This window comes from Blastomonas sp. AAP53 (genome assembly GCF_000331245.1).
Taxonomy (GTDB): domain Bacteria; phylum Pseudomonadota; class Alphaproteobacteria; order Sphingomonadales; family Sphingomonadaceae; genus Blastomonas.
Genome location: NZ_ANFZ01000006.1, coordinates 352,293 through 365,861, shown reverse-complemented (window position 1 = coordinate 365,861; position 13,569 = coordinate 352,293). Strand labels below are relative to the sequence as shown.

Here is a 13,569-nt window from a genome sequence, read left to right as displayed (position 1 = left end):
GTCCGGGCTGGTGCAGCGGTTTTGGTAATGGGGTGCCTGCTTGGCACCCCATCGACCGGGGCAAAAGCCGCTGCACCGCCCCATCTTTTCCCGGAACGCTGGATCGACGGCACCAACGGGGCGGAGCCCGCCACACAGGTCCAGGCGCTCGATGCGGACACCTTTGTCATCCGCCAGTCGATCGCCACCAATTTCGAAGCGCCGTTCCTCTATCTGCTGTTCGGACGCGACAAGGTGCTGCTGATCGACAGCGGCGCGGAAAATGGCCGGATAAGACCGGTGGTCGATCATCTGATCGGCGAATGGCTGGCGGCGCACAAGCGCACATCCATTCCGCTGATCGTGGCCCACAGCCACAGCCATGGCGACCATATCGCAGGCGACGCGGCCTTTCGCGAGCGACCCGATACCACCGTTGTCGGGCTCAAGCCTGCCGATGTCGCCAGCTTCTTCGGCATCGGCAGCTGGCCCGATCAGATTGCAACCTACGATCTGGGCGGACGTGCGCTGCGCATTCTGCCCACCCCCGGTCATCAGGCAGCGGCCATCATGGTGTATGATCCGCGCCTCAAGATCCTGATCTCGGGCGACACGCTCTATCCGGGGCGGCTGTACATTCCGGTGAATTTCCTTCCAGACAACCGCGCGAGCATCGATCGCCTGGCCGCCTTTGCCAAGCACCATCCGATCCGCGCCGTTCTGGGCGCACATATCGAGATGACCCGCACGCCGGGCCGCGATTACGGGCATGAGGCTCTGTCGCATCCCGACGAACATCGGCTGGAACTGCCCGCCGGGGCCATCCGCGAGCTGCAATCAGGCCTGAAAGCCAGGCTCGATCAGCCAGATCAACCGCAGGTCCACGACCATTTCATCATCACCCCGGTACCGGCCCGAACCGAATGAGCCCATCAATCCAGTCTATGGCAACTATACCATAATGCCGTCTGGCGTGATGGGCTGGATTTTACAAGGGTAGCGGGACGGACGATTTCAACCTGACCCCGCCAGCGCACCGGGCGCGTGGGGCATTATTGCGAGTACAGGCCCATGAACGGAGTGCGCGTAGGCAATCGGGTGATCGGAGCGCAGGCCCCGGTGACCATCGGATGGGAAAATGTTCCCCGTGTCCAGGGCGGGCCGATCAAGCAGTTCGTCTTCACCTACTTCCAGCCCGCCGTGCTCTTTGCGATGATCGCGTTCTGGTATTATGCGCCCAACTCGATCGCCAAGGCCTCGACCGCGATCGGCATCGGCATTGCCTTCAAGGTCCTGCTGCTCGCGCTGGAATGGGTCAATCCGCGCTTCGAAAGCTGGCAGCTGACATGGAAGGAATGCGTCACCGACCTGTTCTACGTCGGTCTTGGCTACACTATCCTCAACATGGTCGATAACTACATCGGAGCCGATGTGATCCTCGAAGGGCTCATGGCCAGCTTCGACTGGGCCAAGTTTTCGTGGTTCACCGGCCTGCCCTTGCTGGTTCAGGCCTTCGCGATCCTGTTCATCTTCGACTTTGGCCAGTACTGGATGCATCGCGGCATGCACAACTGGTACCCGCTGTGGTTGACGCACTCGGTGCACCATTACATCACCCAGCTGAATATCAACAAGGGCGCGGTCGGCAATCCCGTGGAGCTGTTCCTGATCGGCTTGGGCATCGGCGGGCTGTTCGACTTCCTGCCGCGTGCAGCATTGCTCGCAGGCGCCATCGGAATGTCGGTCGGGGTGTATCAGCACATCAACGTGCGCTTCAACACGCCGGCCTGGTGGCGGTACCTGTTCAACACGACCGAACATCACAGCTTGCATCACTCGCAGGATTTTGAAGCGACGCGCAGCAACTATGCCAGCACCTTCATCTTCATCGACCGGATGTTCGGCACCTGTGTCGATGGCGAGGCAGAACTGCTGGGCATGGAAGGCGGCCGCCGCATGTCGATCCGCGAGCAGATGAGCTACCCGTTTACCGAAGGCTGGAAAACGATGAAGGCACGCTTTGGCAAGGCCGACGCAGACAGTGGTCTGTTCGGCGAAACCCAGCCGGTGCGAGCAGAATGATCGACCGGACCCAGATGCTCGACACCACGAGCCATCCGCTGCCCGATCACGGCCATTCCGACCAGAGCAAGCCCAATATGCGAATGATCGACTGGATCTGGACAGTCCGTGGCAGCGTTCCGCTCGCCCCGGGCCAGTCCGCAGCCGAGGCTTTCGACCGGCTGGAGCCGTTCTTTCTGGCACCTGGTACCAGCTTCGATCGTGCAGGCGATACGCTGACCTTCACCAAGAAGGACCAGCTGGCACAGGACCGGATGTCGATCTACGATGAGGGCATCCTGCAGGTCGAGCAGAACGAAGGCGGGGCGCTGTTGCGCTATCGCATGGTCAGCAAGGCATTGCTGTTCTGCTTTCTGGCGCCGCTGCTGTTTGTGGCCTTTGGCCAGTTGATCGTGGGCATCGGCCTGCTCGAGGGCCCGCCGACCGCAGCCGAAAAGAAGCTGCAGGAAGAAAAGAAGAAGGAGGAGGAGAAAAAGGTCCGCACCCTTCATCCGATCGACCAGTTCCTGGGCGCACCCGCGCCGGAAAAGCCGAAAAAGGACGAGAAATCGAAGGAAAAGGACAAGGAGAAGGAACAGGGCAACAAGCAGTCGCCCACTTCGGCCTATGTCTTCGCCGTCCTGTTTGCCATCCTCTACGGCGTCGGCCGCGTGCTGGAGGACCGGCTCATCAACATCCGGTTCCGCCGCAGCCTGTCGGACTGATCACCCAAAGAAAAGCCAGCGTGCCTGGATGAACGGGCACGCTGGCATCAAGTCTCACCCGATCCGGGCTTAGTCGTCGATGTTGCGGCGGAAGGTTTCGGGCAGGAACAGCAGACCGATCACCACGGTTGCTGCTGCCACGACCACCGGATACCACAGACCGTAATAGATATTGCCAGTGGCAGCGACCATTGCGAAGGCAGTGGTCGGCAGGAAGCCGCCGAACCAGCCGTTGCCGATATGATAGGGCAGCGACATCGAGGTATAGCGGATGCGGGTGGGGAACAGTTCCACCAGCAGGGCTGCAATCGGCCCGTAGACCATCGTCACCAGCATCGCCAACGCCCACAGGATCGCCACCACGGCCACCTTGTCGATGCGGGCATTGTCCGCCTTCTCAGGATAGCCGACCTTGACCAGCCCGGCCTTCAGGTCATCCTGAAATGCCTTGATCGCAGCCTTCTTGGCATCGCCCTGCAATGCGTCCGGATTGGGGGCGGTGAACACCGTATCGCCAACGCTGACCGTCGCCACCGTGCCTGCAGGTGCCTCGACATTGGTGTAGCTGACGCCCGCCTTGGCCAGATAGGTCTTGGCGATGTCGCAGCTGGAGGTGTCGAAGGTGTTCTTGCCGATCGGATCGAACTGGAACGAGCACTCGTCCTGGTGGGCAGTGATGCTGACCGGGGCCGAAATCTGCGCTTCAGCCAGCGCAGGGTTGGCGGCCTGAGTCAGTGCGCCGAACAGCGGGAAGTAGGTGATCGCTGCCAGCGCGCAACCGCCCAGGATGATCGGCTTGCGGCCGATCTTGTCCGAAAGCCAGCCGAAGAACACGAAGAACGGCGTTGCCAGTGCCAATGCAATCGCAATCAGGATGTTCGCCGTCGCACCATCGACCCGCAGCGTCTTTTCCAGGAAGAACAAGGCGTAGAACTGCCCGGCGTACCAGACCACCGCCTGCCCCATCACAGCCCCCAGCAGCGCGATGATGACCCAGCGCAGGTTGCCCCATTGAGCGAACGCTTCGGTCAGCGGTGCCTTGGAGGTGGTGCCTTCGTCCTTCATCTTCTGGAAGACGGGGCTTTCGTTGAGCTGCAGGCGGATCCACATCGACACGCCCAGCAGGACGATCGAGATCAGGAACGGCAGGCGCCAACCCCAGGCCGCGAATGCCTCTTCGCCCAGCGCGAAGCGGAAACCGATGACCACCAGCAAGGCCGCGAACAGCCCGAAGGTCGCCGTGGTCTGGATCCAGCTGGTATACAGCCCACGTTTGCCCTCGGGGGCATGTTCGGCGACGTAAGTTGCCGCGCCGCCATATTCACCGCCGAGCGCAAGCCCCTGTGCCAGACGCAGCGCGACCAGGATGATCGGAGCCGCGACGCCGATCGAGGTGTAGCTGGGCAGCAGGCCGACCGCGAAGGTCGAAATGCCCATGATCCCCATCGTCACCAGGAACGTGTTCTTGCGACCGACCAGATCGCCGATCCGCCCGAAGACGAGCGCGCCGAAGGGTCGCACCGCGAACCCGGCGGCAAAGGCGGCAAGCGCGAAGATGAAGCCCGTCGTCTCGTTGACGCCCGAAAAGAACTGCGCCGAGATATAGGTTGCCAGCAGGCCGTACAGGTAGAAATCATACCATTCGAACACCGTGCCAAGGGACGAAGCGGCGATGACCAGCTTCTCCCCCTGCGTCGCCTGGTGATGCTTGGGTAAAGCATCCTCCGGAATTGTAGCCATCATCCCCACTCCTTTGTGTGTTGTTAGAAGGTGTATTTTGCCGCCATCTCGACGCGGTCCATCTGTCCCTTCAGGCCGTTGGCCACCTCACGCCCGGCGTGACGCACCTCTATGCCGATGTCGAGATTTTTGACCGGTGACCAGAACAGATTGGCGGCCAGGCTGTAGGCGGACACGTTGGCAAGGCCCGGCACCGTGATGCGATCAGGATAGTCGGCATGCTGATACCCGGCAGCAAATGTGGACCGCACATTGGCGGTCCAGCCCAGCTTGAGCGACGCAAAGCCCGCGAAGTTGCCGACATTGACCAGCCGGTTGCCCAGCGCGCCGCGATCGTAAAGCGCGTCGGGCGCATAGCCCAAGCCAAGATACCGCCCGATGCCATTGCCATAGGTCGCGCTGAGACGGATATCGTGGCGCTTGTCCGGACCGAAGGCGAACCGGCCACCTGCCGACACGCCCCAGCCCAGCGCATCATCGCCGTTGCCGCCATCATGCACCGAAAGCTGGCGCACCAGCCCGGCCAGATGCAGGTCGAGCCCCGCCGCCTTGTAGACCAGCTTGCCGACGAGGTCGGGAACGCGATCCTGATCGTTGTCGGCGAGCGCGGCATTGGTGGTGTTCACCGTCTCGGTCTGCGGATTTTCCAGCGCGAGATACAGGTCCAGCCCCTGCCCCAGCGGCTGGCGGTACTGGACCATCATCTGCCGGACGAACACCGTGCCTTCGAGCGGGCCGACGAAATCGGTGCTTTCGGGCAGCAGCGCAGGGTTCTGGAAGGTGGTCCACTCCTGGCCGATCAGGAAGCGATCGAATGTCAGAAAGGCCCGGCGCAGCGTCGGCGTATAGGCGTTGGTTGCACGCTGTGCGCCTGCAGGAGCCGTCGCCAGCGCAAAGTCGAACTCGATGTGGCTCTTGACGTCCTTGCCGCCGACCGGGGTCGAGCTGGTGAAGAACAATCGCGTCTGCCGCGCGTTGGCCATGAAATCGCGGGTCGAGGTTCCGCCGACCGGGATCTGCTGCGGCAGGTAGAACTCCTTGCCGAGCGAACCGCCTGCCAGCATGCCGTCGTCATAGCGCGTGGCGCTCGCGACCGCCTTGACGAAACCGCCCAGCTTGAACGTGGTGCTGCCAACGCGGAAACCCTCGGCGGGCGCGGTCGGCTTGCTTTCGAGCGTCGCCAGACGGGTGACCGCCTCCTCGCTGCGCGCTGTCGCCTCGGTCGCAGCGGCTGCTGTCTGTGCCTGGGCATCGCGGGCGGAGACGAGATCGGCGCGCAGCGCCGTCATCTCCGCCTCCAGCCGCGCCAGTCGCTCTTCCAGCGCCTGTTCGCGGGCACTTTGTGCTGATGCGGTTTGCGGCGCTACCAGTGCGCTCGCGGCCAGCAATGCCAGCCAGTATGAACGGCCTGCCCTTACCATCGGTCTCTCCTCACCCCCTGCTCCGGGTTCTCCCGGTAGTGGACTGAGTGTTCGCCGAAAGCCCGGCGCCTGCCAGATGGACCATGGTCGAAGGCCTACGACCTTTGTCTAAGGTCCGGCGTGCCGCCCGACGCCTTATCATGCGACCAGCCTAGCGCCCTAGACGCAAGCACACGAGGAGAGATAAGCATGGCCGAGACCCTATACCCCGTGCCCGCCGACTGGGCCGCCAACGCATTGATCACCGCGCCGGTCTATGAAGATCGCTATCGCCTGTCGATCGAGCAGCCCGACACCTTCTGGCGCGAGGAAGCGCAGCGGATCGACTGGATCACGCCGTTCACACAGGTCAGCGAATCCAGCTTTCACGAGCCCGATTTCGGTATCCGCTGGTTCGGCGACGGCACGCTCAACCTCGCTGCCAATTGCCTCGACCGTCACCTGGCCGAACGCGGCGATACCGTCGCGATCCTGTGGGAGCCGGACAATCCGGACGAAGCGTCGCGCGCGATCACCTATCGTGAATTGCACGAACAGGTCTGCCGCTTCGCCAACCTCTTGAAGGCGCACAATGTGAAGCGCGGTGAACGCGTGACGCTCTATCTGCCGATGGTGCCCGAAGCTGCCGTGGCGATGCTCGCCTGCGCGCGGATCGGCGCGATCCACTCGGTGGTGTTCGCAGGCTTCTCGCCCGAGGCGCTGGCGGGCCGCATCCAGGATTGCGACAGCCGCATCGTCGTCACCGCCGACGAAGGACTGCGCGCGGGCAAGCGCGTGCCGCTCAAGGCCAATGTGGATGCTGCGCTCGGCCATCATTGCGAGGCGGTGGACACCGTCATCGTGCTCAGGCGCACCGGCGCGGATGTGCCGATGGTCGAAGGTCGCGACATCGACTGGGCCACCGGGATAGCCGCGCAATCGGCGGACTGCCCGGCAGAGGAAATGGGCGCCGAAGACCCGCTGTTCATTCTCTATACCTCGGGCTCCACCGGCAAGCCCAAGGGCGTGCTCCACACCACCGGCGGCTATGCCGTGTGGGCAGCGATGACCTTCCAATATGTCTTCGATTATCGCCCCGGCCAGATATACTGGTGCGCGGCCGATGTCGGCTGGGTCACCGGGCACAGCTATGTCGTCTATGCCCCGCTGATGATGGGCGCGACCACGGTGATGTTCGAGGGCGTCCCCACCTGGCCCGATGCCTCGCGCTTCTGGCAGATCGTCGACAAGTTCGGCGTCGAGATCTTCTACGGCGCGCCCACGGCGCTGCGCGCGCTGATGCGCGAAGGCGACGAGTGGGTGACCAGAACCAGCCGCAAGTCGCTGCGCCTGCTGGGATCTGTCGGCGAGCCGATCAACCCCGAGGCGTGGGAATGGTATCACCGCGTCGTCGGCGAGGGCCGCTGCCCGATCGTCGACACCTGGTGGCAGACCGAGACCGGCGCGTGCATGATGACGCCGCTGCCCGGAGCGCACGCGCTCAAGCCCGGCTCCGCCGCGATGCCGATGTTCGGGGTCAAGCCCTTGCTGCTGACGCCCGAGGGTGAGGTGATCGAAGGTGCAGGCGAGGGTTGCCTTGCGATCGCCCGCAGCTGGCCCGGCCAGATGCGCACCGTGTGGGGCGATCATGATCGCTTCTTCCAGACCTATTTCACCACCTTCAAGGGGCTGTATTTCACCGGCGACGGCTGCAAGCGCGACGAGGATGGATATTACTGGATCACCGGGCGCATCGACGATGTCATCAACGTCTCGGGCCATCGCATGGGCACCGCGGAGATCGAAAGCGCTTTGGTCGCACACCCCAAGGTCGCCGAGGCCGCCGTCGTCGGCATGCCGCACGATGTGAAGGGCCAGGGCATCTACGCCTTCGTCACCACCAATGTCGAGGTCGAGCCCGACGAGGCGCTGCGCCGCGAGCTGGTGCAATGGGTGCGCCGCGAGATCGGCCCGATTGCAACGCCTGATATCATCCAGTTCACCCCTGCCCTGCCCAAGACCCGCTCGGGCAAGATCATGCGCCGGATCCTGCGCAAGATCGGCGAGAACGACCTGTCGAACCTGGGTGACACATCGACGCTTGCCGATCCTTCGGTTGTCGATCATCTTCTGAGCGAAAGACCGCAACTGGCAGACGCGACATAGAAACGATCCTGATCGCGGATGACCACCCGCTGTTTCGCCAGGCCTTGATCCTGGCGGTCAGCCGGGTGGCTCCGCAGGCGCAGATCCTGGAAACCGGCACGCTGGCCGCCGCCGCCGCTGCGGCCAGCACGGCGGAAGGCCTGCGCCTGATTCTGCTCGACCTCAAGATGCCCGGCGCGATCGGCTATTCGGGCATCGCGCTGCTGCACGCCGAACGCCCCGAAGTGCCGATCCTCGTCGTCTCGAGCGCTGAAGGTTCAGGCGTGGCAGACGAGGCCCGGCAACTGGGCGCAGTCGGCTTCATCCCCAAGGACAGCGATCTCGACGCGATCGAGCAGGCTATCGCCCGCGCGCTCGGCGGGCGCACAACGATGCCGCCGCCGACCCGGCCCGAAGAGCAGGTCCAGCAGGAGATTGCCTCGCTCACCCCCACCCAGCTCAAGGTGCTGCTCGAGGTGCTCGACGGCAAGCTCAACAAGCAGATCGCGCATGATCTGGGGATGAGCGAAGCCACGGTGAAGGCGCATATGACCACGATCATGCGCAAACTGGGGGTGCAGAACCGCACCCAGGCGGCCTTGGTCGCGCGCTCGCTGGGGCTCGACCTCAAGCATTAGTTCGCTGTGGCGGGCACCTCGCCAACGCTGGCCAGAAACCCGCCGATGGTCTCTGCGCCTGCAGGTTTGGCGATTATCGGGACACCCAGCAGCGCAGCGCGCTTCGCCAGATCGGACGATCCTTGCGCGGTTACGAGCGCGGCGGGAAGGCCGGGATGCCGCTCGCGCAGCGCAGCGATCAGCGCGAGCCCGTCGGTCGCGGTGCCGAGGTGGAAATCGATCAGCGCGACGTCGAACGGGCCTGCCAGAGCCAGCGCGCTCATCGGATCGCCTGCGCCACTCGCGCCATGGCCAAGAGACGCAAGCAGCTCGAGCGTGCCCTCGACGATCATCGGATCGTTATCGACCACCAGCACATTCAAGGCGCGCCTTGGCCCCGCGGCAATGGCGGCCTGCGGGTGGATCGCCGTGGCCGGCTGTGGCGTGCTTGCCGGCAGATACAGGCTGAACCGGCTGCCCCTGCCCGGTACCGACCGCACCTCGATCTCGCCACCCAGCAGCCGCGCAATCCGGTCACACAGCGCCAGCCCCAGCCCCAGCCCTTCGGCCTCGACCTGCCCCAGCCGGGTGAACTCGGCGAAGATCATGTCGATCTGGTCCGCCGCGATGCCGACACCGGTATCGATGATGTCGATGCGGATGCGCTGGCCTCGCCGCCGCGTACCGATCAGCACCACGCCCTGCGACGTATAGCGCACCGCGTTGGAGAGGAAGTTCTGCAGCACTGACCGCAACAGGCCAGGATCGGTATGCACATCGCCGGGCAACGCACCAATCCGCAACCGCAGCCCCTTGCCATCGGCCATCGGGGCGAAGCTCTCGGCCAGATCGATGATGAAAGGCTTCAGCGCCACGGGCTCGGGGCTGGGCTCCACCCCGCCTGCGTCCAGTCGGCTGATGTCGAGCAATGCGCGGATCAGCCCATCCGCAGCGCCGATCGCGCTGTCGATCCGCCGCGCCAGCATCTGCGTTCCCGCCTCGGCGTCGCGGGTGAGCGCCGCCGTGAACAACCGCGCGGCGTGCAGCGGTTGCAGCAGATCATGGCTCGCGGCGGCGAGAAAGCGCGTCTTGTCGCGCGTCGCCTTGGCCAGTTGGGCGTTGGCGGCGCTCAATTCCTGCGTCCGGTCGACCACGCGCTGTTCCAGCTGCGCCAATGTCCGCTCGAGCTCGTCGCGCACCTGAGCCTCGCTGGTGATATCAGTGAAGCTGGTGACATAGCCGCCGCCGGGCATCGGCCCGCCCACGGTCTTGATGACGCGGCCGTCCTTGCGCTGCCGCTCGAAGCTGTGCGGCTGGCCCCGGCGCATGTGCCCCAGCCGCTTGTCGACATGGTGCTCGATATCCTCCGATCCGAAATCGCCCAGCCGGGCGTTGTAGCGGATCAGCTCGGCAATCGGAGCGCCCACCTGGACCAGAGCTGGCGGATAGCCGAAGATGTCGAGATACTGGCTGTTCCACGCGACCAGGTTCATCTCGGAATCGACCACGCTGATCCCGGCATCGACATTCTCGAAGGTCGCCGCGAGCAGTTCGCGCGAGAAGCGCAGCGACTGGCCGCGTTCGCCCAGCAGCCGGGTGACATCGGCCAGGCTCATCTGGCTGCCCGCCAGCGCCGATGCGACCAGCGCCCGCGCCGATGAGGCCCCGACCACGCGTGCGATCAGGTCGCGCGCCCGCTGCGCCGCCTCGCGCGTGACCGGCACGCCGGGCGCGGCATCGGGAAACTCTTCCCTCGCCCGCTCGGTGCCGACAAAGCTGGCCGTCAGCCGGGAAAGGTCGTCGAGGTCGCTGATCTTCTGCTGGCCGCGCAGCTGCAGCAGCAACGGCCGAGGCTGCACCTTGCGCGCGGCGACCAGCCCATAGACAAGCAGATTTGCCCCCAGGCTCCAGGCCACGCCGTGTACCAGCGGCGAGGCATTGCCGATGCCGAACAGACGCAGCGGATCGAGCGCAGAGCCCGCCAGCATGTCGGCCAGGCCATCGGGCAGGATGGGCGGCAGCGCCAGCGTGTAGACCCACAGGGCAAAGCCGATCGACAGGCTGGCGCGGGCCGCCATTGCATCGCGCCCGCCGCGCTGCGTCGCCAGGATCAGGTGCGGGGTGAACTGTGCCATCGCGGCAAAGGCGACCAGACCGATCGAGGCCAGCGTATTGTCCGCCGGGATCAGCAGTGCCCAAGCGAGCGCGGCGGCGACGATGCCCAGGATCGAGGCGCGCCGCAGCCGCAGCATCCGGCGGCCGAACGCACCTTCACCAGCATCGGAGCGGTTGCTGCGCAGCAGGGCGGGGAAGATCAAGTCGTTCGAGACCATCGTGGCCAGCGCCGTCGAATCGACGATCACCATCGACGCTGCCGCGCTGATGCCGCCAACCAGCGCCAGCGTGAGCACGAGCCCGCTTCCGGCCAGCGCCGGAATCTGCAGCACATAAAGGTCTGCCCCCGCCCCGCCCTGCACCAGGCTGGCTCCGGCGAGCGCGATCGGCAGCGCCATGATCGCCATCACCGCCAGATAGGCGGCCAGACCATAGCGTGCCCGGCCCAGCGACCCTGAATCGTGCGCCTCGACCAGCCCCATATAGAATTGCCGCGGCAGCGCGATGATCGCCATCAGCGAGATGAGGAAGATTACGCCGAACTCGACCGACAGTCGCTCGGGGCGAAAATTGTCCGCCAGCAGCAGCATGCCCTGGTCGACTGCAGCAGCATCGGCGCGCATCAGCAACGCTACCGCAACCGCAGCGACCGTGGTCAGCGCGACGATCTTGATCACCGATTCCAGGCCGATGGCGTAGAGCAGCCCCTCGCTGCGCCCGGCGAGCTCATAGCGGCGCGCACCGAACAGGATCGCGAACAACGCGAGCAGCCCCGCCGCGCCGATCATCGCCGCGTCGGCGATCGGCCTGCCGGATGCGAGCGAGATCGCCCCACCGATCGACCGGAACTGCAGCGCAACATACGGAATGGTGCCAACGAGCGCGATCAGCGTGACCAGCCGCGCCACACCGCCGTCATGGCCGAAGCGCGCGGCGATGAAGTCCGATACCGTGGTCGCCTGCTCTTCGGCCACCGCTTGCGCCAGACGTTTCAGAAAACGCGGCGCGCCCAGCAACAGGAAGATCGGCGCGAGATAGATCGGCAGATAGAACCAGCCGTCGCGCACGATGCTGCCGACCGCGCCGTAGAACGTCCAGCTGGAGCAATAGACGCCCAAGGCCAGCGTATAGGCACCCTGCCGCAACCAGGGCCTGCGCACGGCAAGTCCGCCGCGCCCCTCCACCACTGCCGCCACCGCGAACAGCAGCAGGATGACCGCAAGCCCGATCAATGCTGCCGACGGCAGGCTCATCCGAGTGCCAACCTCCCCCCATGCGCCGCTGCCGGCTTTTCCCGGGGGCACGCTACGCCAGTTGTCAGCCTGTCAGCAAGCCTGCTGCAGGGTGAAAGGCCAGGTGACCGCGGTTCAGGGGACTAGACCGCTGCGGTTGCCTGTCCGCTTACAGCCAGGTGCGCCTGCAAGGCTACTGCTGCCTCGGGCGTTGCGGTCCAGCTGCCGCTGTAGAGACCATCCTGCCCGAACAGCGCCGCGACAATGCCATCTGGCCCGTGTGTGGTCCACAACTCAGCCAATTGGACCGCCATCGGGTCATCGACCGGGCGCCTGGTCCCGCTGATATGGCCTATCCACGCCGCCAGCGCCTGCAGGGTTGCCGGGCAATCCCGTCCGGCGGCCTGGTTGATCGCCAATGGCTCCAGCCAGCGCTGGGGGACCTTCTGCGATCCATCCATCGCGATCTGCGCCAGGCGGTGCTGGAGCGAGGCGTTGGCGAATCGCGCGATCAGCGCATCGGCATAGGCTGCCAGATCGATGCCGGAATCGGCATGGAGCGTCTGTGCGGCTTCGTCGCGCATCAAGCTTTCGATGATGCCGCGCAGCGCCGGATCGGCAATCGCTTGATGCACATAGTCATGGCCCCGATCGAGCCCGAGATAGGCGAGCGCCGAATGCGCGCCGTTGAGCATCCGCAGCTTGGCAGCTTCATAGGGCTCGACATCGCTGACGATCTGCGCACCCACGGCCTCCCAGCGTGGACGCGGCCCGGCGAAGTCATCTTCGATCACCCATTGGCAGAACGGTTCGGTGATCACCGCGCCCGCATCCTCGAGCCCGCTGAGCGAGGCGATCCAGCCGCGATCCTCGTCGGTCATCGCCGGTACGATCCGGTCGACCATCGTCCCGGGGCAGCGGCAATGCTGCGCGAACCAGCCTGCCAGGTCCGGGTCGGTTGCGGTCAGATAGTCGGTCATCAGCCGGTTCAGCCGCGCGCCATTGTCGGCCAGATTGTCACAGCTGAGCAGCGTCAGCCCGGCCAGTCCTGCCGCCTTGCGGCGCGCCAGACCGGCTGCAATAAAGCCGTAGATGGTCTGCGGCGGCCCGGAACCCGTGCTGTCGGCGTGAACGGCGGCATTGTCCCAGTCCAGCGTGCCATCGGGACGGCGGACATAGCCTTTTTCGGTCACGGTGAAGCTGACGATATGCGTCGTCGGCGCTGCCAGCGCGTCAATCACTGCCTCCGGATGCTCAGGAGCGACGATCACCCCCGCCACCGATCCGATCAACCGTGCGGCCACCCGGTCGCTCGACCGTTCAACCAGCGTGAACAGCCCGTCCTGCGGATTGAGCTGGTCGGCAACATCGGCGGAGCGCAACGACACGCCGAGGATCCGCCAGTCGCGATCCCCCGCCGCCATCGCATCGTCGGTGTACACCGCCTGGTGCGCGCGGTGGAAGGCACCGATGCCAAAGTGCACGATGCCGACAGCCTGGCTTGCGACATCATAGCCCGGCCGGGCGACGTCAGCTGCGAGCGAGTTCATTGTGG

At 64.9% G+C, this 13,569-nt stretch carries 9 protein-coding genes; 5 read left to right on the top strand and 4 right to left on the bottom strand.

Translation table 11 applies throughout. The annotated features are described in order from the left end of the window. Positions 1 to 27: 27 nt before the first annotated feature. From D618_RS0104705 to D618_RS0104695, 3 genes are all read left to right on the top strand, one after another. Positions 28 to 906 (top strand): MBL fold metallo-hydrolase, encoded by an 879-nt coding sequence (locus D618_RS0104705; RefSeq protein ID WP_017670342.1) that lies wholly within the window; start codon positions 28 to 30, stop codon positions 904 to 906. Between the two features lie 144 nt (positions 907 to 1,050). Further along, positions 1,051 to 2,061, top strand: a complete 1,011-nt coding sequence (locus tag D618_RS0104700) for a sterol desaturase family protein (protein WP_017670341.1) — start codon at positions 1,051 to 1,053, stop codon at positions 2,059 to 2,061. Beyond that, entirely contained in the window at positions 2,058 to 2,765 is a 708-nt protein-coding gene (locus D618_RS0104695; RefSeq protein WP_017670340.1) for a hypothetical protein, read from the top strand. Before D618_RS0104700 ends, D618_RS0104695 begins: the two co-directional genes overlap by 4 nt. Before the next feature lie 69 nt (positions 2,766 to 2,834). On the opposite strand, the gene D618_RS0104690 is transcribed toward D618_RS0104695, so the two are convergent. Both D618_RS0104690 and D618_RS0104685 read right to left on the bottom strand, forming a co-directional pair. Then, entirely contained in the window at positions 2,835 to 4,505 is a 1,671-nt protein-coding gene (locus tag D618_RS0104690) for an MFS transporter (protein WP_026091292.1), read from the bottom strand. A gap of 23 nt (positions 4,506 to 4,528) precedes the next feature. Beyond that, entirely contained in the window at positions 4,529 to 5,926 is a 1,398-nt protein-coding gene (locus D618_RS0104685) for a DcaP family trimeric outer membrane transporter (RefSeq protein ID WP_040370214.1), read from the bottom strand. A gap of 189 nt (positions 5,927 to 6,115) precedes the next feature. Here D618_RS0104685 and acs point away from each other — a divergent pair, with 189 nt between their 5' ends. Then, positions 6,116 to 8,071 carry an acetate--CoA ligase gene (acs, locus tag D618_RS0104680; RefSeq protein WP_026091291.1) on the top strand — a complete coding sequence of 652 codons (1,956 nt, stop codon included), beginning with the start codon at positions 6,116 to 6,118 and terminating at the stop codon, positions 8,069 to 8,071. Beyond that, the gene (locus tag D618_RS0104675) at positions 8,068 to 8,688 is read left to right on the top strand and encodes a response regulator transcription factor (RefSeq protein WP_026091290.1); all 621 of its coding nucleotides are present in this window, start codon (positions 8,068 to 8,070) and stop codon (positions 8,686 to 8,688) included. Before acs ends, D618_RS0104675 begins: the two co-directional genes overlap by 4 nt. On the opposite strand, the gene D618_RS0104670 is transcribed toward D618_RS0104675, so the two are convergent. Together D618_RS0104670 and D618_RS17680 are read right to left on the bottom strand one after the other, a co-directional pair. Then, positions 8,685 to 12,035 (bottom strand): PAS domain-containing hybrid sensor histidine kinase/response regulator, encoded by a 3,351-nt coding sequence (locus D618_RS0104670; RefSeq protein WP_017670335.1) that lies wholly within the window; start codon positions 12,033 to 12,035, stop codon positions 8,685 to 8,687. The two genes, D618_RS0104675 and D618_RS0104670, sit on opposite strands and share 4 nt — an antisense overlap. 122 nt (positions 12,036 to 12,157) lie before the next feature. Further along, positions 12,158 to 13,564: a mannitol dehydrogenase family protein gene (locus D618_RS17680; protein ID WP_017670334.1), complete on the bottom strand. Its 1,407-nt coding sequence runs from the start codon at positions 13,562 to 13,564 to the stop codon at positions 12,158 to 12,160. Positions 13,565 to 13,569 lie beyond the last annotated feature (5 nt).

Excerpts from the sequence above, each read along its gene's own strand:
- D618_RS0104705 (WP_017670342.1), top strand. The coding sequence starts at position 28 with ATGGGGTGCCTGCTTGGCACCCCATCGACCGGGGCAAAAGCCGCTGCA.
- D618_RS0104700 (WP_017670341.1), top strand. The coding sequence starts at position 1,051 with ATGAACGGAGTGCGCGTAGGCAATCGGGTGATCGGAGCGCAGGCCCCG.
- D618_RS0104695 (WP_017670340.1), top strand. The coding sequence starts at position 2,058 with ATGATCGACCGGACCCAGATGCTCGACACCACGAGCCATCCGCTGCCC.
- D618_RS0104690 (WP_026091292.1), bottom strand. The coding sequence starts at position 4,505 with ATGGCTACAATTCCGGAGGATGCTTTACCCAAGCATCACCAGGCGACG.
- D618_RS0104685 (WP_040370214.1), bottom strand. The coding sequence starts at position 5,926 with ATGGTAAGGGCAGGCCGTTCATACTGGCTGGCATTGCTGGCCGCGAGC.
- acs (WP_026091291.1), top strand. The coding sequence starts at position 6,116 with ATGGCCGAGACCCTATACCCCGTGCCCGCCGACTGGGCCGCCAACGCA.
- D618_RS0104670 (WP_017670335.1), bottom strand. The coding sequence starts at position 12,035 with ATGAGCCTGCCGTCGGCAGCATTGATCGGGCTTGCGGTCATCCTGCTG.
- D618_RS17680 (WP_017670334.1), bottom strand. The coding sequence starts at position 13,564 with ATGAACTCGCTCGCAGCTGACGTCGCCCGGCCGGGCTATGATGTCGCA.